General features: G+C 72.0%; 12 protein-coding genes and 5 pseudogenes. 15 read left to right on the top strand and 2 right to left on the bottom strand.

The genetic code is table 11. The annotated features are described in order from the left end of the window. The first annotated feature begins 71 nt into the window (after positions 1 to 71). The 3 genes from CCZ36_RS02580 to CCZ36_RS02570 all read left to right on the top strand — a co-directional run bounded on the left by CCZ36_RS02580 (position 72) and on the right by CCZ36_RS02570 (position 3,237). On the top strand, positions 72 to 938 hold the full coding sequence (locus CCZ36_RS02580; protein ID WP_069738614.1) for an alpha/beta hydrolase: 867 nt from the start codon (positions 72 to 74) through the stop codon (positions 936 to 938). Positions 939 to 1,235: 297 nt separating this feature from the next. Then, positions 1,236 to 1,751 (top strand): hypothetical protein, encoded by a 516-nt coding sequence (locus CCZ36_RS02575; protein WP_128816950.1) that lies wholly within the window; start codon positions 1,236 to 1,238, stop codon positions 1,749 to 1,751. Between the two features lie 226 nt (positions 1,752 to 1,977). After that, positions 1,978 to 3,237, top strand: coding sequence for a serine hydrolase domain-containing protein (locus tag CCZ36_RS02570; RefSeq protein ID WP_128816949.1), 1,260 nt, complete (start codon positions 1,978 to 1,980; stop codon positions 3,235 to 3,237). 85 nt (positions 3,238 to 3,322) lie between these two features. Here CCZ36_RS02570 and CCZ36_RS02565 read toward each other — a convergent pair whose 3' ends face one another. Continuing rightward, complete coding sequence (locus tag CCZ36_RS02565) at positions 3,323 to 4,276, bottom strand: mannose-binding protein (protein ID WP_237302584.1); 954 nt, start codon at positions 4,274 to 4,276, stop codon at positions 3,323 to 3,325. A 351-nt stretch (positions 4,277 to 4,627) separates the two neighbouring features. Between CCZ36_RS02565 and CCZ36_RS02560 the strand changes: the two genes are divergently transcribed. The 4 genes and pseudogenes from CCZ36_RS02560 to CCZ36_RS02545 all read left to right on the top strand — a co-directional run bounded on the left by CCZ36_RS02560 (position 4,628) and on the right by CCZ36_RS02545 (position 11,123). Then, positions 4,628 to 5,251: a type VII secretion system-associated protein gene (locus tag CCZ36_RS02560; RefSeq protein WP_069738618.1), complete on the top strand. Its 624-nt coding sequence runs from the start codon at positions 4,628 to 4,630 to the stop codon at positions 5,249 to 5,251. Next, a complete protein-coding gene (locus tag CCZ36_RS02555; protein ID WP_128816947.1) occupies positions 5,248 to 6,420 on the top strand; it encodes an RICIN domain-containing protein in 1,173 nt (390 codons plus the stop codon). The genes CCZ36_RS02560 and CCZ36_RS02555 overlap by 4 nt, the downstream gene beginning before the upstream one ends. A gap of 106 nt (positions 6,421 to 6,526) precedes the next feature. Further along, positions 6,527 to 9,837, top strand: a pseudogene (locus tag CCZ36_RS02550) (right-handed parallel beta-helix repeat-containing protein). Further along, on the top strand, positions 9,834 to 11,123 hold the full coding sequence (locus CCZ36_RS02545; protein ID WP_128816946.1) for a S8 family serine peptidase: 1,290 nt from the start codon (positions 9,834 to 9,836) through the stop codon (positions 11,121 to 11,123). The pseudogene CCZ36_RS02550 and the gene CCZ36_RS02545 overlap by 4 nt, the downstream one beginning before the upstream one ends. A gap of 52 nt (positions 11,124 to 11,175) precedes the next feature. Here the strand turns inward: CCZ36_RS02545 and eccCa are convergent. Further along, positions 11,176 to 15,188 (bottom strand): annotated as a pseudogene (eccCa, locus tag CCZ36_RS02540) (type VII secretion protein EccCa). Between the two features lie 405 nt (positions 15,189 to 15,593). On the opposite strand from eccCa, the gene CCZ36_RS36865 reads away from it, so the two are divergent. From CCZ36_RS36865 to CCZ36_RS35470, 8 genes and pseudogenes are all read left to right on the top strand, one after another. After that, entirely contained in the window at positions 15,594 to 15,992 is a 399-nt protein-coding gene (locus tag CCZ36_RS36865) for an EsaB/YukD family protein (protein ID WP_443069789.1), read from the top strand. Continuing rightward, positions 15,977 to 16,996 (top strand): type VII secretion integral membrane protein EccD, encoded by a 1,020-nt coding sequence (locus tag CCZ36_RS02535; RefSeq protein ID WP_443069788.1) that lies wholly within the window; start codon positions 15,977 to 15,979, stop codon positions 16,994 to 16,996. The genes CCZ36_RS36865 and CCZ36_RS02535 overlap by 16 nt, the downstream gene beginning before the upstream one ends. 46 nt (positions 16,997 to 17,042) lie before the next feature. Next, a pseudogene (gene eccB, locus CCZ36_RS02530) lies at positions 17,043 to 18,586 on the top strand (type VII secretion protein EccB). A 443-nt stretch (positions 18,587 to 19,029) separates the two neighbouring features. After that, positions 19,030 to 19,365 carry a hypothetical protein gene (locus CCZ36_RS02525; protein WP_069738625.1) on the top strand — a complete coding sequence of 112 codons (336 nt, stop codon included), beginning with the start codon at positions 19,030 to 19,032 and terminating at the stop codon, positions 19,363 to 19,365. A 93-nt stretch (positions 19,366 to 19,458) separates the two neighbouring features. After that, complete coding sequence (locus CCZ36_RS02520) at positions 19,459 to 19,767, top strand: WXG100 family type VII secretion target (protein ID WP_006122784.1); 309 nt, start codon at positions 19,459 to 19,461, stop codon at positions 19,765 to 19,767. A 106-nt stretch (positions 19,768 to 19,873) separates the two neighbouring features. Continuing rightward, positions 19,874 to 20,346, top strand: a pseudogene (locus CCZ36_RS02515) (type VII secretion system-associated protein). Positions 20,347 to 20,941: 595 nt separating this feature from the next. Further along, positions 20,942 to 21,127 (top strand): annotated as a pseudogene (locus CCZ36_RS35475) (AAWKG family protein); the annotation flags it as partial. A 163-nt stretch (positions 21,128 to 21,290) separates the two neighbouring features. Continuing rightward, positions 21,291 to 21,830, top strand: coding sequence for a hypothetical protein (locus tag CCZ36_RS35470; RefSeq protein WP_237302582.1), 540 nt, complete (start codon positions 21,291 to 21,293; stop codon positions 21,828 to 21,830). The last annotated feature ends 607 nt before the right edge of the window (positions 21,831 to 22,437 follow it).

Raw genomic sequence — 22,437 nt, 5'->3', positions numbered from 1 at the left:
ACCGACGAGGTCGCAGGTCCGGGCCGTCCACTCTCCCACGAACCACAGGAGCCACCGTGACAACCCCGAGCATGCCTGGATTCACCGAGCACCGCGTGACCGTCGACGACGGCGTCTTTCTGAAGGCCGCCGTCGGCGGCAGCGGCACCCCCGTCATGCTGCTGCACGGCTTCCCGCAGACCCACCTGATGTGGCGGCACGTCGCCGCCGACCTCGCCGCCGACCACACCGTGATCTGCCCCGACCTGCGCGGTTACGGGGCCAGTGGCAAGCCCGCCGAAACCGGCCCCGACGTCTACTCCAAGCGGACCATGGCCCGAGACGTCGTGCGCCTCGCCGCCGCCCTCGGCCACGACCGCTTCACCCTGGCCGGCCACGACCGCGGCGCCCTGGTCGCCTTCCGCGCCGCGATGGACCACCCGGACGCCGTCGCCCGGGCCCTCTTCCTCGACGTCCTGCCCACCCTCGACATGTGGGACGCGCTGCACGGCGTCGACGCCCGCGTCGGCTTCCACCTCTACCTGATGGCCCAGGCCCCCGGCCTGCCCGAGAAGATGATCCAGGGTGCCGCGGACAGCTTCTTCGGCTACTTCCTCGATGCCTGGACCAAGGATCCGGACGCCCTCCCCGCCGACGTCCGCGCCCACTACCTCGCCGCCTCCGCGGACGCCGTCCCCTCGATCGTCGCCGACTACCGGGCCTCGGCCGGGGTGGACGTGGACCACGACAGAGCCGACAAGGAGAACGGCAACAAGCTGGCCATGCCCGTCACCGTCCTCCAGCAGGACTGGGGCGCCGCCCTCGGCTACCACGCCCAGGGTCTCTGGAGCGCCTGGGCCGACGACCTCCGCCACCAGACCGTCTCCTGCGGGCACTTCATGGCCGAAGAGGACCCCCAGCTGATCGCGTCCGAGATCCGGGCCCTCACCGTCCGCTGAAGGAGCCCCGCACGGCTCGGCTTCGTCGCCCAGGCTGAACGAGAGAAGAGGGGACACGGAGCGAGGGCGGCTGAGCAACGGAGCGGACGGCTACGGCTTCTCGCGGAGCCCGTGGTGGACGGAGCAACCTGACTCCTTCCAGGTGATGGGTGGCTGTACCGAGTCGTTCCCCAGTGGCCCACGCGGCCATGGCTCGTTCACCGGGCAGGTCCCGTACCTCGACGACGCTGTCACGTACAGGAAGGTCTGGCGCGGCTGACGCCGCGACCGCCAAACCACCGAAAGGACATCTCCGCCATGCGTTCGCTGCGCTCCGTACTCACCTCACTCACCGCGGTGTGCGCCCTCGCGGCCGGCGTGGCCGTCGCCGGGCCCGTCGCCCCGGCCCAGGCCGCCGCGTCGGACTGCACGGGCGGCACCCGGGGCTTCCGCGACCACCCGGACAACGCCTCCGGGGACACCGACAAGCCTCGCAGCCTGGACCTCGGCGGCGGGGTCGTCATCACCTTGGAGAAGGGGGTGTACGGGGGCCAGCAGATCGCCTTCGGGAAGATCAGCGGGCCCACCCGACCGGGGGACAAGGTGTGGATGGACTGGCGTGCCGCCGGATGGGACGACGGAGGCAGGCCCGAATGGCCGATCCGCCCCTGGCTCCAGTGCGGACCGTTCACCGTACAGAGCCACGGTCAGAGCCTGACGACTCCCTTCAAGCGCACCAGTACCGACCCCGACTACCAGTTCCGGGTCTGCGGTTCGCTCGCCACCAACGGCGTCGTCCGCTGCGCCGCCAAGAACGGCGTCGACTGGTGGTGACCCGTCGGCACCGCTGAGTCCCGGCCCGCCCCCCGGGTTCCGCAGCCGGGCGCGAACCGATGGGCCGGAGTGACGGCCGGCACAGCCGTACTTCGACCCGCGGATCCGGCTCCTGCCCCGACCAGCTCAACTCCTCCCTGCTTGCGCGAACGACTGGTGTGCCTGTCTGTCCCCGTACGGGGGTGTGTCACGCCGCCGTGCCCCTTCACTTTCGGAAGAACCGAGGATGACCGTGTCCCTGTTGTCACACCGACGTCTGACCGCGAGCGCAGCCTTGACCGCCGCTCTCGCCGGCCTTCTGGCTCCCGCCACCAGTGCTTCCGCAGCCCCCACCGCCATCCGGACCCAGGCGCCCGCACCCGACATGGCCGGCATCGTGGCCGCCCTCGAGTCCGCGATGGCCAACGGGGCGCCGGGGGCGATGGCCCGCTACTCCGGTCCGGAGGGGGTTGAGGGGAGAGCGGTTGGCGTCCGCGACCGGGAGTCGGGCGCGGCCATGGACACCCGGGCGCGGTTCCGGATCGGCAGCGTCAGCAAGACCTTCTCCAGCGTCGTGTTGCTCCAACTGGTCGAAGAGGGGAGGCTGACGCTGGACGCGTCCGTCAACACGTATCTCGAAGAGCTCCTGCCCGACGACCGGATCACGGTCCGTCACCTCCTCACCCACCGCAGTGGCCTGGCCGACTACACCAACGCCATGTTCGAAGAGACCGTGCCGGGCTTCGAGGCGGTCCGCAACCGGGTGTTCGGCTACCAGGAGCTGGTCGACCTCTCGCTCGCCGAACCCCGGACCACCGAGCCCGGCGCCGCGTACGCGTACTCGAACGCCAACTTCGCCGTCGTCGGCATGCTCATCGAGAAGCTGACGGGCCGGCCGGTGGCCGACGCCTACCAGCGGCGCATCATCAAGCCGCTGGGGTTGCGCGAAACTGCCTACGTCCATCCCGACACGCGCATCAAGGGCACACACGTGCGTGGCTATCTGCACCCCGACGAGACCGGTGCGCCGCTCGTCGACTCCACCGAGCAGACCGCGTCCTGGGCGCAGTCCGCAGGCGCCGTCATCTCCAGCCCCGCCGACCTCAACACCTTCACCAGTGCCCTGATGCGCGGTCGGCTGCTGTCCCCGGCGACGCTGGAGGCGATGACGACGGTCACGCCGACGGACGGCACCGACACCCGGTTCTACGGCCTCGGTCTGCGCCGCTACGACCTGTCCTGCGGCACCCGGGTGTACGGGCACACCGGCACCGTCCAGGGCTACTACACCTACGCCTTCTCCACCCGCGACGGCCGACGCAGCCTTTCGGCGCTGGCCAACACCTCCAACCGCGGCGCCGCGAACACCGCGCTGGGCAACACCCTGGAGGCCGCCTTCTGCGGCAAGAGGCCGGCATCAGCCCCGAACGCGCGCTCGGCGGAGCCCTCCGGCACCGCTGTCCACCTACCGCTGCGTGCCGAGCGTGACCTGCCCGAGCGTCACTGAGTCCGGCACGACGACCACCGGGTCATCGACCAGGGCGGAACCCCGGTGCTGCGTGATCGCCGACTGGCGTGCGCTCACGCAGCGCTCACGTCGACCAGACCACCTTGCCGCGGTGCACGATGACCACCTTGGCGTCGGGCCTCAGGACCATCTGGGCGCCACCGAAGTCGTGCGTCTTGGAGGCCCAGATGGCTCGGTCGTCGCCGTTGTGGATGACCAGGTTGCCGTCGGGCTGGAAGATCGCCCGGTGGTTCTCGCCGAAGGTCATGGCGGCCCAGATCGGCTTGTTCCGCTCGTTGTAGACGACGAGGTTGCCGTCCTGCTGCATCGTCATGCGGATGCGGTTGGTGGCCCAGGACTGGCCGACCCCGATGGAGCTGGTCGCGGAGACCGTCTGGGTGCCCCAGTCCGGCTTCGGGGCCGCCTTGGGCTTCGGCTTCGGCGAGGCCTTCGGCTTCTCGGCCGGGGCGGTCGTACGGGGAGCCGGTGACGGCGCCACGGGTGCGGGAGCAGCCTTCGGAGCGGTGGTCCTCCTCTGTTCCGTCGGGGACGGCTTCTGTGCCGTCGGGGACGGCGTGGGCTTCACCGCCACGTAGTCGTCCAAAGCCGCCGGGGCCGACTCGGGGTTGAGGACCGTGTCGGCGCTCCCGGCCACCGGTGTCGTACCGCTGTTACGAGGCTCCTCGTCGTTCGCGCTGCCCATCAGCAGCACGGGTATCGCGACCAGGGCGGCGCCGACGAACGCCGCCCCCGCCAGGACCGGTGCGCGGGGGCGGCCCCTGTCGGCAGCGGTGAGGGTCTTGGTGCCCGGCTTCGCCGCGACGGCTGCTGCCAGGGCGATGGCCTCCGTGCGTGCCTCGGGGGCTCCCGCGGTCCGGGCCGTGGAGGTGGAGGAGGGGGCGGACGGGGCGGTTGCGGCCGTCGGGGATTCCTCGGGCGTGGCTGTGGCCGGGGCCTGGGGAGTGTCGGGAGCGGTCGTCGCGGCGGCCGCGCTCCGGGGCTCCCGCGCCTCGGCCGCGGCGGCGGTCGGCCGGGACACGGGGCCGGCCTCCTCCGCGGCGGGCGGCGGGGGCGTGGTGCCGGACTTCTCCGTGGCTGCCGCCGCGGACTCGGTGCCGGGGGCGGGGGCTCGGGGGGCATGCGCTGACTCCTCCTCGGGGGCGAGCCCAACGTAGCCCGTCGAGGCGGCGGGTGAGGCCTCTCGCCGCGACAGGCCTTTTCGCTTTGTCATCCCACGCCTTTCCTGTCCCGGAAAGTTCCTCACTCGGGCAGCAAACGGGCAGGCAGACAGCCTATACGGGCCCGCTGTCGGACCCCGTGAACGGGGCTCGTATGAGATCCTGTTGAGGCCGTTCGGCACTCAAAGATTCGTACGGAGCCAAGAGTTCAGGTGGATGCCTCCCTCGTGCCGGAAGCCGTGAAGGACGCCGCACGCCATGCACCCGGCCACTGGGTCGGAATCGTCGATCCGGAGTGGACGCAGGCCCGGACGCCGCCGGAGTGGGCCGTGCTGGGGGAGTGGCAGTCGGACGACAGTGGGAGCGTCGGCGAGTACCGCGCCAACCCCGCCTACCGTCCCTCGGCCCGGGCCCTCGGCTGGCCCGAGCCCACCGACCCGGTGGACGCCGCCGCCCAGCGGGCCGCCACGGGGTACGGCACGGTGGACGAGGCGCTGGCCGCACTCGCGGAAGCGGACGTGACCGTCGTACGCGGGCCGGACGGCGGGCCGCTCATGGCCGCCGGGCGGAACGGGGAGCCGGTGGTGCTCCTGTTCACCTCGGCCACCCACGCGTTCATGTCCGCAGCACTTCACCATGACACCGTGCCCGCCCGGGAGCTGGCCGGGTCGCTGGCTGGCAGCGGCGCTCTGTTGATGGTCAACTCCGGTGCCGCTGCTCCACTGCTCGTTCCTGCCGACAGCCTTCCCGGTGCCGTCAGTTCCGGTCCGGTGGCCCCGACCGTCGGACCCGACACGACCGAACCCCGGCCCCACACCACAGGGAGGACCCCGTGACGCGTTCGTCGTCCCCGCAGACCCCCGCCTCCGCCCCCGCTCCCGTACAGGCGAAGACCGAAGCCGCAGAAGCCGAGGCCATGGAAGCCGGGGCCGCGGAAGCCGAGAGGATATCTGAGGCCGAGAAGGCCCCGGAGGGCGAGAAGACCGGGCAGGGCGGGCGCCCCGAGGCCCGGGCGCCCGCCCCCGACGCCCCGGCCGCAACGCCCGAGGCCTCCTCCTCCTCCGGTGCCTCCGACTCCGAGACCGACCCCGACGCCTCCGCCGCCGCCCAGAGCCGGCTTCCCGCCCTCGTACGGACCATGACCGCCACCGCCATCGGGAAGCCGCAGCAGGAGGCGGGGCCCGTGGGGCGGCCGGGGAAGGCCGCGCTGGCGGGGGCGGCGGTCGTGGGCGCGCTGCTCGTGTCGGTGCCCTTCCTCGTGCTCGCCGGGAACAACGACGACGGGCCCGAGCGGACGAAGGCCGCCGGAGCCGGGACCGTCCTCGACGGGAGCGGACCGGAGGCGCCGGGCGAGTTCGCCGTCACCGCGCCCGAGGCCGGCGCGCCCGCCGAGGACGGCAAGAAGAGGGAGGCGGAGAAGGACGAGGCGAAGCCGGAGAAGGCCGGCAACCCCGTTCCGGCCATCCCCCCGGCGGACGGCGGCAAGACGGAGGCGGAAAAGGACGAAGGCCCCAAGGACCCGCCGAAGAAGGCGGATTCGTCCAAGGAGAAGCCCGAGGCCGAGAGCGGCGGTGGCAGGAACCAGCCCGCCAAGGCCCAGCCCGCCGTCACGTTCAGCGGGCCCGTATCCTTCCGCAGCCACCTCTCCGGCCGCTGCCTCGACGTTCCCGGCCACAACTTCAACGACGGCCAGCCCCTGTTCATGTGGGACTGCAACGGCGCCGACGCACAGAAGTGGCGCTTCGGCTCGGACGGCACGATCCGGGCCAGGGACAAGTGCCTGGACGTGGCCAACGCGAACTTCGCCAACGGCTCCCGCATCCAACTCGCCTGGTGCAACGGCTCCGCCGCCCAGAAGTTCACCCTGAACGGCGCCCACGACCTGGTGAACACCGTCGTCGGCAAGTGCGTCGACATCCCGAACCACAGCAAGGGGCGCGGCCCGGAGACCTATCTGGTCCTGTGGGAGTGCACCGGGCTCGATAACCAGAAGTGGAGCACCTGACCGGGCGCGCGGAGCGAGACATGATGGCATCGCCGGACCGCCGAACCGCGTCCCCGGCGAAGAGGGGCGTCCGGACAGGACGCCGCCGTAGCAAGGAGGTTGGTGCGTGTCGCGCCAGGTACTGACGGTCGGCCCGCGGACCGCTTTTCCACGATCGGTGAGGCGCTCGCCGCCGCCCGTACCGGTGCGCTCATCAGCGTCCGGCCCGGGACGTACGCGGAGAACCTGGTGATCCACACCCGGGTGACCCTCACCGCCGCCGAGGGCCGGGGCACGGTGGAGATCCGGCCGCGTTCGGGCAGTGTCGTCGCGTTGCGCGCCGACGCCGTCATGCTCTCCGAACTCACCCTGCGCGGCGGGGACTCCGAGCTGCCCGCCGTCGATGTGCGGCGCGGACAGGCCGCGTTCGACGGGTGCGAGATCGTCGGCGCCGCCTGGACCGCGATGCTGGCCGGCGGCACCGGCTCCCTCGCGCTGCGGGACTGCCGGGTGAGCAACCCGCAGGGCGCGGGCATCGTGGTCACCTCCACCACCCCCACCACCGTCGAGTCCTGCACGCTCGAACACCTCGGCACCAGTGGCATCGTCCTCGCCGAACAGGGTGAGGCGCGCGTCCGCGACTGCACGGTGCGGGGCGCGCGGGGCAACGGGCTGCTGGCCAACGGCGAGACGCGGGGCACCGTCGAGGACTGTGACATCTCCTCCACCGACAAGCCCTCCATCGCCCTCGAAGGGGAGTGTGCCGTCTCCGTCGTCCGGACCGTGGTGCACGACACCAGCACCGGCGTGCATCTGAGCAGCGCGGGCCGCACCACCCTGGAGGACGTCCGTGTCACCAGCGCCTCCGGCAACGGGATCGTCCTCGCCGTGGGCACCGATCCCGTACTGCGCCGCTGCCGTGTCTCGCGCGCACGGGGGCACGGCCTGTTCGTCACCGACCGGGCGCGCGGCACCTTCGAGGACTGCTGGGTGGACGGGGCGCAGGGCGCCGCACTGCGGGTGGCCGGGGCCTCCTCCCCGGCGCTGACCGGACTGACCGTCCGTGACTGCGAAGGGGCCGGACTGTTCCTGGAGGAGGACGCGGCGCCCGAGCTGGACCGCCTTGAGGTCATCGGCTGCTCGCCCGCCGTCTCCCTCCAGGGTGGCGCCAACCCGCTGCTGCGCCGGGCCCGGCTGGTCGAGCCCGGCGGTGACGGCATCGCCGCCGCCAAGGACGCCCGGGGCCGCGTCGAGGACTGCGAGATCGTCCGTCCGAAGGGCGCCGGCGTACGGGTGGCCTCCGGCTCCACCCTCTATCTGGCCGGCGGCGGGGTCTTTGACACCGCCACCAGCGGACTGGTCGTGGAGGACGGTGGCAACGTCACCGTCCGCGACTTCCGCGTCGAGATATCGGGCGAGGAGGGCGTGGTCGTCGCCTCCGGCGGTGAACTCACCGCCAACCGCACCACCGTCCACGCCCCCAAGGGCCACGGCTTCCTCCTCAGTGAGGGCGCCCTCGCCTCGCTCAGCGGATGCGAGGCCAACGGCGGTGCCCAGGACGGCTTCCGGGTGGAGTCCACCGCGCCCGTCTCGCTCGTCAACTGCACCGCCCGGGAGAACGAGGGCGGCGGCCTGGTGCAGACCGCGCCCGGCGAACGGCTCGCCGTGGACGGGCTGAACAGCATCGGCAACGGCAAGCGCGACGCCTGGGGCAGCGGCAGCGCCGAGAACACCGACCCGGCCGGCTCCGGCGCCGCCGACGCGCCCCCGCCGGACCGCGCGGACGGCCCGCTCGGCGCCCTCAACGCGCTGATCGGCCTGGAGAACGTCAAGCAGCAGGTACGCACCCTGGTCAACCTCACCCAGCTCGCCCAGCGCCGCGAACAACTCGGCATGCCCGCACCTCCGATGAGCAGGCACCTGATCTTCGCGGGCCCGCCCGGCACCGGCAAGACCACCGTCGCCCGCCTCTACGGGGCGATCCTCGCCGAGCTGGGCTCGCTGCGCAGCGGACACCTGGTCGAGGTCTCCCGCGCCGACCTGGTCGCCCAAGTCGTCGGCGGCACCGCCATCAAGACCTCCGAGACCTTCCAACGGGCGCTGGGCGGCGTCCTGTTCATCGACGAGGCGTACACCCTCACCGCCGACAGCGGCAACGGCGGAGCCGACTTCGGCCGCGAAGCCGTCGACACCCTGCTGAAGCTCATGGAGGACCACCGCGACGACGTCGTCGTGGTCGCCGCCGGATACTCCCGCGAGATGGAGTCCTTCCTCAGCTCCAACCCGGGCCTCGCGTCCCGCTTCTCGCGGACCGTCGAGTTCGAGAACTACTCCGTGGACGACCTGGTCGCGATCATGGAGAGCATGTGCACCCAGCACCAGTACGAGCTGGGGGAGGGCACGGCCCAGGCACTCGCCGCCCACTTCGGGGCCATGGACCGGGACGCCGGGTTCGGCAACGGCCGCGCCGCACGCGGGGTGTTCGAGGAGATGGTGGACCGGCAGGCGATCCGGCTCTCCGCCCAGACGCAGGTCAGCGAGCAGGATCTGCGGCTGCTGTTGCCCGAGGACGTCTCCGCCACCGCCGCCGCGTCGGCCGCCGAGACCGCCGTACCCGCCGACGACCCGCTGACCCGCCTCGGCGACATGATCGGACTGGCCGAGGTGAAGCGCGAGGTCGCCGATCTGGTCAACCTCATCACCACGGCCCGCCACCGCGCCGCCGCCGGGCTGCCCGTCCCCAGCCTCAGCAACCACCTGGTCTTCACCGGCCCGCCCGGCACCGGCAAGACCACCGTCGCCCGGCTCTACGGCGAGGTGCTCACCCAGCTCGGTGTGCTGGAGCGCGGCCAGCTCATCGAGGCCGCCCGCGCCGACCTCGTCGGCCGCTACATAGGCCACACCGCCCAGTTGACCCGCGAGGTCTTCGAAAAGGCCCGTGGCGGTGTGCTGTTCATCGACGAGGCCTACACCCTCACCCCGCGCGGCGGCGGCGCCGACTTCGGGCAGGAGGCGGTGGACACCCTGCTGAAGCTGATGGAGGACCACCGCGACGAGGTCGTCGTCATCGTCGCCGGGTACACCGACGAGATGGAACGCTTCCTCGCCTCCAACCCCGGCCTCTCGTCCCGCTTCCCGCGCCGGATCGCCTTCGCCGACTACTCCTCCGAGGAACTGGTCACCATCGTGCGCGCCCAGGCCGCCGCCATGGGGTACGAGTGCGGCCCCGGCACCGGACCGCTGCTCAAGGAGCACTTCGACGCGGTACCCCGCGACCGGTCCTTCGGCAACGCCCGCCTGGCCCGCCAGGTCGTCGAGGCGATGGTCACCCGCCAGGCGGGCAGGATCAGTTCGCTGGCCGCGCCCACCCTGGACGACCTGCGCATCCTCCTCCCGTCGGATGTCGCCGCCGTGGGCCCGAAGGCGGTGCCGCAGTGAGGCAGCCCGAGCGACGGACGACCGGGAGGCCCCGGACGGCCAGGACGACCCGCCTGCTGTACGGGGCCACTCTCGCCGCCGCCCTGGTGGCGCCCGTGGCCGTACCCGCCCACGCCGGGCCCCTCTCCCGTACCCCCGCGGCATCCCCCGCCGCCGACGGGGCCAAGGGCCAGGAGCTGCCCGGGATGCCCTTCGCGCTCGACGCGCGGGCCGAGGCCGTCGTCTGCACCCCCGCCTCCAAGGAGCGGGCGAAGAAGCAGGACTGGTCGCGTCAGCGCCTCGACCTGGACCGGCTGCACCGGCACACCACCGGAGCCGGCGTGACCGTCGCGCTGATCTCCACCGGTGTCGCCCCCGGGGCCGAAGGACTCGACGGCCGCGTCACCGCCCGGGGCGAGGCCGCCGACGACTGCGTGGGCCAGGGGACGTTCCTGGCCGGGCTGATCGCCGGCTCCGGCGGCCCGACCCCGCGCCTCGCCGGGGTCGCCCCGGCCGCGAAGGTCCTCGCCCTGCGCGGCACCGACCGGCGCGGGCAGCCGGACCCCGCGCTCGTCACGGCGGCCGTCCGGACCGCGACCACCGCCGAGGCCGACGTCATCGCGGTCGCCGTTGCCCTCCCGCGTAAGGACACCGCGCTCACCCGGGCCGTCGCCGAGGCCCGCAAGGCCGGGGCGGTGGTGGTCGCGGCGGCCACCCCGGAGCCGCCGTCGCGCGGCTCGGCCGACGAGATCCCCTCCCGTACCTACTGGCCCGCCGGCGAGCCCGGCGTCCTCGCGGTCGCCGACATGCTGCCCGCGGGAGCCCGGCCGGACAGCGCGCTGCGCACCGAGGGCATCGATCTGGCCGCCCCGGGCGCCGGGGTGGTCTCCGGTGGGCCGCGCGGGAAGGGGCACTACCTCGGCGGCGGCGTCGCGGTGGCCACCGCGTACGCGGCCGGGGCAGCCGCGGCCGTCCGCGCCGCCCACCCCCAGGAGCCGGCCGACGCGGTGACCCGTCGGCTGACCGCCACCGCGTACCCGGCCGACATCCCCCAGCTGGACGCCTACGCCGCCGTCACCACGGTCCTCGGCGGCGCGGCCGCGGCTCCCGCAGGTGCGGAGCGGGCCACGGACGCCGTGGCCGTACGCGACACCTCCGACGCCGACCGCGCCACCGGCCGGGCGGTCCTCTTCGTCCTCCTCGGGTCGGCCGGCGTCCTCTCCCTCCTCTGGGCCGGTTTCGCCCTCACCCGGGCCCGCGCCCGGGGCTGGCGTCCGGCGGGGGCGGGCACCCCCGACCGGGGCTGAACGTGGAAGGGTCTCCTCCGGCCGGAGGGGACCCTTCCACGTTCGCTCGGCCCTACTCGACCAGGGCCGTCTGCACCAGCCTCGGCTTGCGGCGCTGGATGTGCAGCGCCCGGCCCGGCGGCAGGTTCAGCGGCTTCGCGTTGCCGAAGAGACGGCCCTCCGTGGGCGGACAGGACAGCAGGACCGCCGGGTTGTTGGCCTCGTCCAGCCGGCGGATCAGCCCGTCGCTCAGACCACGCCCCGCGCCCATCGCGCTGCGGGCGACGACCAGGTGCAGCCCCATCTCGTAGCCCAGGGTCAGATGCTCGAAGAGCGGCTCGAAGGGGCTCTGGAAGGAGTTGCCGGACACCATGTCGTAGTCGTCGACCAGGACGAACAGGCGGGGGCCCGTCCACCAGTCGCACCGGCGCATCCGAGCGGGCGAGATGTCGGCCCCGGGCACCCGGGTCTTCATCGCCCGGGCCGCCCCCTCGATGGTCTCGTTGAGGTTGTCGAGGGAGATGACATGCCCGATGCGGTACTCCTCGGGGATGGCGTCGACCAGGGTGCGGCGGTAGTCCACCGCGATGATCTTCGCCTCCTCGGGGGCGTACCGGGCGGTGATGCCCTGCGTGATCAGGCGCAGCAGGTTGGTCTTGCCGCTCTCGGTGTCGCCGACCGCGATCAAGTGCGGGGTCCGGCTGAAGTCGTGCCAGACCGGTTCCAGCGCGTCCTGGTCGAGACCGAGCGCGAGGCGCATGCCGCCGCCCTCCGTGGCCTCGGGGGAGGGGAGTTCGGAGACCGGCAGCCGGTGCGGGAGCATCCGCACCTGTGGGGCGGCAGGACCGGACCAGTGCCGGGAGATCTCCCCCACGAGGTGGGCCACGCCCTCGCCGAGGTCCTCCAGGGACCCCAGGCCGTCCAGCCGGGGCAGACCCGCGAGGAAGTGCATCTTGCTTTCGGCGGTGATGCCCCGGCCGCCCGTGCGCGGCACCGAACGCGCCTTGCGGGTGTCGATCTCGGAGTCCATCGGATCACCCATCCGCAGCTCAAGACGGGTGGCGGCCTGGTCGCGGACCTGCGCGGACAGCTCCACCCAGCGGGTGGTGGTGATGAGCAGGTGGATGCCGTAGTTGAGGCCCCGGGCGGCGAGTTCGTTGAACTTCGGGATCAGGTCGTCGTAGTCCTGGCGGACCGTCGACCAGCCGTCGACCACCATGAACACATCGCCGAACGGCTCATCGGGGAACTCCCCGGCGGCACGGCGGCGCCGGTAGGACTGCATGGAGTCCAGCGTGTGGTCCACGAAGAACTGCTCGCGACGGGCCAGCAGCGCCATGACTTCGGCCACCGTCCGGTGCACCCGCTCCGGGTTGAGCCGCGCCGCGACCCCGCCGACGTGCGGCAGTGCGGCGAGCTGGGAGAGGCCGCCGCCGCCGAAGTCCAGGCAGTAGAACTGCACCTCGGCCGGGGTGTGGGTGAGCGCCAGGGCGGCGATGAGGGTCCGGGCGAGCGTGGACTTGCCGCTCTGCGAACCGCCCGCGACGGCGACATGGCCTCCCGCCCCGGACAGGTCCACGATCAGCGGGTCGCGCCGCTGCTCGAACGGCTTGTCCACCAGGCCGACCGGAACCCGCAGCTTCCCGGTGCCCGGCCAGCCTGCCGCCGTCAGCCCCCGCTCCTCGTCCGGCGTGATCCCGGGCAGCAGCGCGTCCAGCGGTGACGGCTCGTCCAGCGGCGGCAGCCACACCTGGTGGGCGTCGGGCCCGGAGCCGCGCAGCCGGTCCAGCGCCACATCGAGCAGCGCCTCCTCGTCCTCGGCCTCCTCCGTCTCCGGCTCCGGGTCGGGCGGGGTCTCCAGGGTGCGCGGCACCACCCACCCGCTGGTCCAGGGCACCACCTGGCTCGCCACCCGGGCCTGCACCACCGCGCCGGTCCGCCGTCGGTACGTCCCGAGGAGTACGCGGCACGGAACCGGGTCAGGGCCTCCACCCCGGACTTCAGATAGCCGCTGCCGGGCGCGGCGGGGAGCTCGTAGGCGTCCGGTACGCCGAGCACGCCGCGGCTCTCCATCGCGGAGAAGGTCCGCAGCCCGATGCGGTACGAGAGGTGGCTCTCCAGCTGGTGCATACGCCCCTCGTCCAGGCGCTGCGAGGCGAGCAGCAGATGTACGCCGAGCGAGCGGCCGAGGCGGCCGATCATCACGAACAGCTCCATGAACTCCCGGTGGGTGGAGAGCAGTTCGCTGAACTCGTCGACCACCACGAAGAGGCTGGGCAGCGGCGCGAGGTCGGCTCCGGCGGCGCGGGCCCGCTCGTACTCCAGCGCCGAGGTGTAGTTGCCCGCGGCGCGCAGCAGCTCCTGGCGGCGGATGAGTTCGCCGTGCAGGGCATCCTGCATGCGTTCCACCAGGGCGACTTCGTCGGCCAGGTTGGTGATCACAGCGGAGGTGTGCGGGAGTTCCTCCAGGCCGAGGAAGGTGGCGCCGCCCTTGAAGTCGACCAGGACGAAGTTCAGCGTCTCGGAGGAGTTGGTCAGGGCGAGCCCGAGGACGAGGGTGCGCAGCAGTTCGCTCTTTCCGGAGCCGGTGGCGCCGATGAGCATGCCGTGCGGCCCATGCCGCCCTGCGCGGACTCCTTGATGTCCAGCTCCACCGGGCGGCCGTCCACACCGACCGCGATCGGCACCCGCAGCCGACCGGAGCCGGAGTGCCGGGCGAACAGGGTCTGCGGGTCGTGCCGGTGCAGATCGGGAATGCCGAGCAGCGTCGTCAGCTCGACGTCGGTGTCCAGCGGCTGCGCGATATCGGTGCCGAGGCTCATCCGGCGCGGGGTGAGCAGCCGGGCCAGCGACTCCGCGCCGAGCGGACCGAGCCGGTCGGGTCGGCCGAGCGGCACCGTACGCTCCTTGCGACTGCGGTCGGTGCGCACCAGGTTCACCTGGTCGGGCCCCACGGTGAGGCGCAGCGTGTTGCGGCCGGGCCGCCAGCGCAGGGCCCCGGACACATCCAGGACCAGGGCGTTGCGGTAGCCGTGGCCCTCCCAGCGGTGGCCCTCCGGGACGCTGACACCGTCCAGCACGACGACCGTGTACGGCTCGTCGCGGCCGGGCCGGGCGTCCGGGTCGAACCCGGGGCGCTCGGCGAACTCGGCGCCGAGCAGATCGTCCAGCTCGGTGAGGTCGGCGGTGATCCGGCGCGCCTGCCCCGCCCGTCCTCCTCGTGCGGATCCAGCACGTGCGGCAGCCACTTGACCCACTCCCAGTCGGCGCGCCGCTCGTCGTTGACACAGAACGCGATCCACAGCTCCTCGGGAGCGTGGAACACCGCGAGCTGCCCGAGCATCGCCCGCACCAGGGCCCGTACGGCGTCCCGCTCCGGGGCCTGGGCGCCGGGCGAAGCCCCGTCCGGCGATTCCTCCGGATCCTCCTCCGGGCGCAGCAGGATCCGGGCCGAGGAACGCAGATAGAGCCCCAGCGGCTGCTCCGGGATGGTGGAGTAGGCCCGGATGAACCGGCGCAGCGCGTGCGCGCAGAGTGGTTCGAGATCCTCGACCGGACGGGGGAGACCGGGTCGAGGGTGAGCGCGAGCTGCTGTTCGCCCACCGCGAGTCGGACCTCGCCGAAATCCTCGTCGGCCGGACGGCGTTCCCACAGCCGTGAGGTGCGGGCCAGCGAGCGCAGCGAGGCGGGCTCCGGGTGACGCCAGGCCAGCGCCCGCTGCTGCTCCGCGACAGTGGTCCGCACCCGCTTGCGGGTCTGGGCCAAGTAGCGCAGATAGTCGCGCCGTTCGCCCTTCAGCCGCTGCTTGCGCTCGCTGGAGCGGCGCATCAGCTGCCCGAGCAGCATGGCGCCGGCGGAGAGCGCCATGACGCCCATCGCCAGATACATGAAGACGCCGTTCCCGCCGCCGGGCGCAGGAACATCAGCATCATCGACACCGACATCAGCGCCATCGGCAGGTACGTCCACACCGCCGAGGTGTCGGGCACCGTCTCGGCGAGGACGGGCGGCTCCTGGAGGGTCAACCGCCCTCGGGCATCTCCGGCCGCGCCTGCGGGCCGGGCGGCGAAACAGCACGACACTCAAGGAACAGAACCTCCGGTTCGCCGACTTTCCGGCCCGTCGAATACGGGTACGTCGGGCAGGGGAAAGACCACACCAGGCTGATTCATTCGGGGCGGCGCATGCTCCGATGAACGCCGGGTGAATGTCTCGCGCGGATAGCGCGGAGCGGCCAACTTCCGTGAAGGCCAACCCGCATACCGGATTCGAAGCCCGGCCCGCGCGGCACGGCCGTGGCCGCAGGCAGTAGTTCTGCATTCACGGAACGCGCCCTGTCCACGCGGGAGGGCCCCTCACCGGTCTGCGGGCACAATTTCCTTGCCGGGCCACCTGCTTCACGGCCGCGCGGACTTGTCCGTACTGTTCGCACATTCCCTCTCCCGGGGAAGTCCTCTGTCAAAGCCTGCACGGAAGACGAGAGTTCTGCTGATGACCGACAGTGCGGTGGCCGAAACGTGCCGCCTGACCGTACGTGCGCCGAGCGTCACCATCGATCTGGCCGTGCCCGCCGACGTACCGGTCGCCGATCTGCTGCCCACCCTCCTGCGGTACGTCGGCGAGGAGGCCGAGGAGGCCGGGCTCGACCACGCCGGCTGGGTGCTCCAGCGGCTCGGCGACGCCCCGCTCGACGAGGAGACCACCCTGGCCCGGGCCGGACTCGCCGACGGCGAGGTGCTCCACCTGCGCCCGCACACCGAGGCGCTGCCCGAGGCCCGGCTCGACGACCTGGTCGACGGGATGGCCGAGACGGTGGCCCGCCGACTGCACACCTGGCACGCCGGGCGGCCCGCGGCCTGCTGGTGGGCACCGCCGTGGCGACCGTGGTGACCGCTCTGGTGATGGTGTTCCGGCCCGGCGTGGCCGACTCCACCACCCGGGCCGCCTGCGCGGCCGTCGCCGGAGTGCTGCTCCTCGCGGGCGCCGGCTCCGCCAGCCGCGCGGTCGGCGACCGCCTCTCCGCGACCGCGCTCGGTCTGCTGGTCGCCCCGTGCTTCGCCCTGGTCGGCTGGGTGCTGCCGGCGGCGATCCGGCCGGCCCCGACGCGGCGCAGGTCGTGGGCGCCCGGCTGCTGGCGGCCGGTGCGGCGGCGGCGGGCGGCGCCGTCCTCGCGCTCGCCGCGACCGCCGTCGGCGCCCCCGCCCTGCTGGCCACCGCCGTGGTCGCCGCGGCCACCCGCGATCTCCGGGGCCCTGATGGGCTACACGAGTCTGGACGCGGCGGCCTCGGTCGCGCTGGTGGCGACGGTCGTCGTACTCGCCGCCGGGGCCGTGGCGCCCTTCGCCTTCAAGTTGGCCGGAATGCGCATGCCCGCCCTGCCCTCCTCCGCCGGGCAGCTCCAGGAAGGCATCGACCCGTACGCGGGCGACGAGGTCGCCGAGCGCACCGAACTCGCCGGGCGCTGGGTCACCGCGCTCTTCGCCGCCACCGGCACCATCACCACCGCCGCTCTGGCCGTCCTCGCCCACACCCCGGACCTCCCCGAGACGCTCACCGCGCTCGCCCTGGCCCTGCTGCTGCTCCTGCACTCCCGGGGCCTGGTCCACATCGGCCAGCGGCTCTCCCTGGCCGTGCCCGGGATCTGCGGACTGCTGCTCCTCGCCCGCGCCTGGGCGGTGGACAGCGACGCCGACGGCCGCGTGGTCGTCTTCGCGGTGCTGTTCGCCGCCGCTGCCGCCCTGGTGACCGCGTCCTGGATCGTGCCCGGCCGCCGGGTGCTCCCGTACTGGGGCCGGGCGGCGGAGCTGGCCCACACCGCCTTCGCGGTCGCGCTGCTGCCGTTCGCCCTCTGGGTGGCCGGCCTCTTCGGCCTGCTGCGCGGCCTGTTCGGCTGAGCACCCGCGTAGGCCGGTTGAACCAGAGACGAGTTGAGGAGAGGCTGTGCAGTCCAAGCGCGACCAGGTCCAGGCCCACGGATTCATGATGGGCAGGCTCAGCTCCGGCCTGCTGATGGCCGACCCGGATGCCCCCGAGAGCCCGCTGGGCCGCACCACCCGGGCGTCGTCTTCGGCCTGCTGGTGACCGTCCTGATCGGCGCGGGCGCCACCGTCTACGGGCTGCTGCGCCCCGGCGGCAACGACACCTGGCGCAAGGGCGAGCACCTGGTGGTCAACCGCGACACCGGCGCCCGCTATCTGTGGACCGGCACCGACGGCGTCCTGCACCCCGTGCGCAACTACGCCTCGGCCCGGCTGATCGGCGGGGCCGACCTCAAGGCCGTGGACGTCTCCACCGCCTCACTGCGCGACGTCCCCGTGGGGTCCCCGGCGGGCATCCCCGGCGCCCCGGACACCCTGCCCGACCCGGGCCGGCTCGACGCCGGGGCCTGGCACATGTGCGTCACCGGGCCGGACGGCGCCCTGCCCAGCACCTCCGGCGGGGCCGAGGACGCCGGGGTGGACCGGCCGGGAGCCACCACCCTCGTCGCCGGGGCACCGCTGGACTCCCAGGACGTCGGCGCCGACCGCGGGGTGCTCGTCCGCGGCCCGGACCGCACCGAGTACCTGGTGTGGCGGGGCAGCCGGCTCGCGCTGGACCGCGAGTCCGACGCCCGGAACGCCCTCGGCTACGGCTCCGAACGGGCCATGCCGGTCTCGGCGGCCTTCCTCGACGCACTCGCCCCCGGCCCCGCCCTGAAGCCGCCGGAGGTTCCGGGACGTGGGGAGAAGGGCCCGGTCATCGGCGGTCGACCGAGCACGGTCGGCCAGCTCTTCGAGGTGAGCGTGCCCGGCGGCGGCAGCACGTACCACCTGCTGCGCAAGGACGGCCTCGTGCCGCTCTCCGGCCTGGAGGCCGCCCTCGTGCTGGGCGACCCGGCCACCCAGAAGGACGCCTACCAGGGGCGTTCGCCCGAGGCCCGCGCGGTCGGCGCCGACGCGCTCCGTATGCACCGGGCGAAGGACACGGCCGGTGCCGGCTCCGCGGGCGCGGAACTGCCCCGTACACCGCCCGCCCCGCATTCCGCGCCGCGCGGCACCGCGCTCTGCGCCCAGGTGGACGGGGTGACGGAGGCGCCCGGATCCGGTCGGTGCTGGCCCCGCTGACCGCACTCGCCCCGGTCGCGGTGTCGCAGGGAACCGCCCAGCCGCTGGCCGCCGCCTGCGTCCGGACCGACGCCACCGTCGTACGCCCCGGGCGCGGCGCCCTGGTCCGGGCCCTGCACGCGAGCGGTGCCGCACACGCCGGGACCACCTATCTGGTCGCCGACAACGGTGTGAAGTACCGCTTCCCGGCCAAGGACTCCCTGGCGGCGCTCGGGTACGGGGAGGGGGACATCGGCTCGGTCCCGGCGCCGCTGCTCGCCGCACTGCCGACCGGTGCGGACCTCGATCCGGCCGCCCGCCTCCGGCGCCGCGGAGCCCCGCGTCACCGCCCCGAAGTGCGGGGCTCCCGCCGCGGCCGGGACGGACGACTCCCGGCCATGATCCAGACGAAATCCCCCATACGGTGCCGAAGAAAGGGAAATGGGTGGGGAAGCGGAACTTCGCCCATGACCCGGCGGCGAGCAGGCCCTATTGGGTGTGGACCACGCGCGACGGCAAACCTCAGAAAAAGCTCAGAAATTCGCCGCCCGCCTCTCCACGGAATCCCGAGCGAGAGGCACGGAACCCCGAAAACGGGCGGCCCCGATGACCGTTCGGATTCTTCGGCTGCCCGTTTCCCGTCCGCATCGACCGGTACGGACGGCCGGCACGTGGTCCGCGTTCATTTCGTGGAAACCTTCGGACAACTCCGTTGGCACGCAAAGAATCTGACGCGCAGAACTATGCTCAAATCTTCCCTGCATGCGTTGCGGCGGACGGCGATTTCTCTTTAGCCTCGGCGGGCAACGGTGCGACGAGAAGTCACTCAACGAAGGGAGCGCGACATGGCGGACAGTGGCCAGAGGCGGGCGGACTATGCCAAGGGCCTGGGAGGTGTCTCCTCGCTGGAGTCGGCCCGGGCCGCGGTCGAGAAGATCCAGAACAACGTCGCCGAGATCGCCGCGCGTTCGGGCGTCGGAGGCGACGAGGGCCAGGCCCTGCTGAAGCTGTTCCGCAGCTGGAACGGCGAAGCGCAGAAGGTCGTCGTGCAGATCAGCAAGATGATCGACGCGCTCCAGGAGAACGTCACGTCGGCAGACCGGCTGGCGAAGGAGAACCAGGACCTCACCGAGGTGCTCAACAGCAAGACCAGCCAAGGCGTCTTCGAGGCGCTGCGCTGACCCGTCCCCGGCGGCGCCGGCCACCGGCGCGGAGTCCGGAGAACCCGTGAGCACCCCCGGGCCCCGGGGCCCGGCCACCCGAGAGGAGATGTCATGGCCGACGGCATCATCGATGTGCAGTACTCCACGGTCCGCAACGCGATCGAGGAGCTGAAGCAGCAGACCCAGCAGATCATCACCACCCTCAACAACCTGGAGGACGAGCTCAAGCCGCTCGTGACCTCGTGGGAGGGTGACGACCAGGCGATGTACCGCGGCGTCCAGGCCGAGTGGGACCAGGCGACCAAGAACATGGCCCTGCTCCTCGGCGACAGCGGTGAGCTGGTCCAGAGCATCCACGACAACCACTCCCGCGACGAGCGCCGCAGCGCCGACAACTGGGGCAACGTGCGGGCCCGTTAGCCGTGGTGCGGCCGGGGCCGCCCCTCCCCCGCCGTACGCGGCGGAGGCGGCCCCGGCCTCCCCACCTCCGTTTCCGTGACCCCGTCCGACCGCAGGAGGACGTCCCATGGCCGGTGAGCAGGCCGACGTCAAGCATTTCGACCTCAAGCAGATGGAGAACTTCCGCGACAACGAGGTGCACCCGGTCTTCACCAAGGCCAAGAAGCCACAAGGAGGACGGCGAGGTGAGGGCGACGGCCGCATCCGCCCGCTCAGCGAGCTCATCGGCGGCTACACCACGGCCGACAACCTCGACCAGGAATCGCAGCTCCTGCGCCTCGGACTGATCAACCGGGAGAAGCTGATCTCCGGTCCGACGCTGGTCGAGAGCGTGAAGAGTGTCGCGACCTCCCTCGACAAGCTGCTCGGTGACCAGATGGAGCTCTTCAAGGAGCTCAAGGAGGCCCTCACCGACACCATCGAAGAGGCCAACAAGACCAAGAACAAGAACTGGACGCGATCGACGCACAGACGCTGCTCCAGACCTTCGAAGAGGTCGACACGCTCACCAGCGGATCCTCGGGCACGGAAGAGAAGTAGCCGCCCCCGCGCACGGGTGAACGGCTGGAGACGAGAAAGGGCGCGCGGTGGCGGACCGGTACGACGCATCATCCGTGGAGAACGTCGACAAGTACGAGGAACGGGACCGCGCTCCACCGACAACTGGGCACCTCGTCACGCACATCACCGGCTATCCCGTGCCCAAGCGCGGCGAGATCTTCGACTCGCTCCGCTCCGACCACGGCGGCAAGCTCTTTCCGGATGGACATCAGGGAGCGCAGCCTCGGCCTCCTCGTCAAGGACTCCGGCTTCCTGCGGGACAAGGGCCAGGACTACGACATCTGGTTCTTCGACAGCGGAAAGAAGCGCTCCATCATGCAGGCCCGGATCGTCTTCGAGGGCCGTGTGAAGTCCGGTGACGAGATCATCTTCGCCGGCACCGACTCCACCGACGTCAACGAGGTGTCCGTCCGCGAGGGCAACGAGTTCACGGACTACAACAAGGACAAGTTCAGCACCGTCCCGCTGGCCCGGTACATGAACGGACCACGGGCGGCGCTGCTCGCCCTGTTGAAGGGAACAGCGGCGACGGTCGTTTCAGCGGTCTCGCGCCAAGGAGTCCGACGTCGTCGACCTGGAATCCTTCACCAGGGCCGGATACTCCTTCGACTACGCGGCGAAGTTCTTCAAGGACCACGCACCGCTGCTGAAAGACTGGGAGGACCGCTTCGGCCGGGACGACGCGAGTTGGAAGGGCGAGGCCGCGGAGGTCTTCCGCAGCCTCATCAAGAAGATCCGCGAGAACTACGACAGTTACGTGGAGACCTTCAACGAGACGGCGGGCAGCGGGGATGCCTCCGGCACCGGCAACACCGTCTACTCCCGCCGCTCTCCCTGGGCCGCTCCCACCTCGAGCAGGCGGCCGGGACCTGCTGGGCCACTGGCTGACCTGGGCCCAGTCCGACTACTACGACCCTCACCGGGTGCTGCGCTACGTCCTCGACGACCTCGCCCAGTGGGTGGACCGGGAGAACGTGGACAAGACCGAGATCAAGTCGTACACCACCCGCTACTCCACGACGGTCAGCCACAGCCCGAAGGAGGGCTTCTCCCAGGTACACCCCGACTACGGAGACCTCACCGACGACATCGCCAACTGGGCGAAGGTCGGCGACAAGGCGGTGGACATCTGGAGCCGGGCGGTGGACGACATGCTCGTGGAGCCCGCGCGCGAGGTGCAGTCGAGGCTCAACAACCAGTTCCTGACGCTCTCCAAGGACTTCTCCGAGAACGTGCCCGAGCCCAGGTCGACCGGTACGGCGAGCGAGGAGTACGAGAAGAGGAAGCTGGAGGAGGAGAAGGAGAAGATCAACGAGGAGAACGAGGAGAACCGCCGCTACCAGGACGAGCTGCGCGAGGAGCAGCGCAAGCAGCGGGAGGAGGACAAGAAGCTCCAGGACGAGTTGCGCAAGGAGCAGGAGGAGCAGCGCGAGGAGGACAAGAGGTACCAGGACGAACTGTGAGGAGCAGCGCCTCCAACGGGAGGAGGACAAGAAGCTCCAGGACGAACTGCGCAAGGAGCAGAACGAGCAGCGCGAAGAGGACAAGAGGTACCAGGAGGAACTGCGCGAGGAACAGCGGCGGGAGCAGGAGGAGGCCAAGCGGGAGGCCGAGGAACAGGCCAAGCAGATGGAGGAGAGCCTCGGCGACATCAACGGGCCGGGCGGTGGCGGGGGCGAGAGCCTCGGCAGCCTCGACGAGCTGCTCAACCTCAAGCAGGACGTCCCGGTGACGGAGAGCCTGGGCGACCTCGGCGGTATCAACAACCCCGGCGACGCGAACAGTCCCGGCGGTTCGAACACTCCCAGCCTCGACGACGTGAACAGCGCGGTCTCCGAGAACCTCGGTAGCCTCGGCGACGTGAACAACGCGGTCTCCGAGCGCGTCGGCAGCCTCGACGACGCGAACAGCGCGGTCTCCGAGAACCTCGGCAGCCTCGGCGACGTGAACAACCCGCAGGCGGCCCGGTCCCGGTGGGCCAGAACCTCGGGAACCTCGGCGGCATCAACGGCGGTCCCGGCTCCACGCGGAACACCGACGACGCGGCCAACCGGCGATCACCGAGAACCT

The organism is Streptomyces sp. S063, assembly GCF_002832675.1.
GTDB classification, from domain to species: Bacteria; Actinomycetota; Actinomycetes; order Streptomycetales; family Streptomycetaceae; genus Streptomyces; species Streptomyces sindenensis.
Note: the sequence above shows the minus strand (reverse complement) of the source record. Positions and strands in the feature narration are given on the sequence as shown.

Bases quoted from the DNA above. Each gene is read 5' to 3' on its own strand.
- CCZ36_RS02570 (WP_128816949.1), top strand. From the start codon at position 1,978: ATGACCGTGTCCCTGTTGTCACACCGACGTCTGACCGCGAGCGCAGCC.
- CCZ36_RS36865 (WP_443069789.1), top strand. From the start codon at position 15,594: ATGACCGACAGTGCGGTGGCCGAAACGTGCCGCCTGACCGTACGTGCG.
- CCZ36_RS02575 (WP_128816950.1), top strand. From the start codon at position 1,236: ATGCGTTCGCTGCGCTCCGTACTCACCTCACTCACCGCGGTGTGCGCC.
- CCZ36_RS02580 (WP_069738614.1), top strand. From the start codon at position 72: ATGCCTGGATTCACCGAGCACCGCGTGACCGTCGACGACGGCGTCTTT.
- CCZ36_RS02525 (WP_069738625.1), top strand. From the start codon at position 19,030: ATGGCGGACAGTGGCCAGAGGCGGGCGGACTATGCCAAGGGCCTGGGA.
- CCZ36_RS02520 (WP_006122784.1), top strand. From the start codon at position 19,459: ATGGCCGACGGCATCATCGATGTGCAGTACTCCACGGTCCGCAACGCG.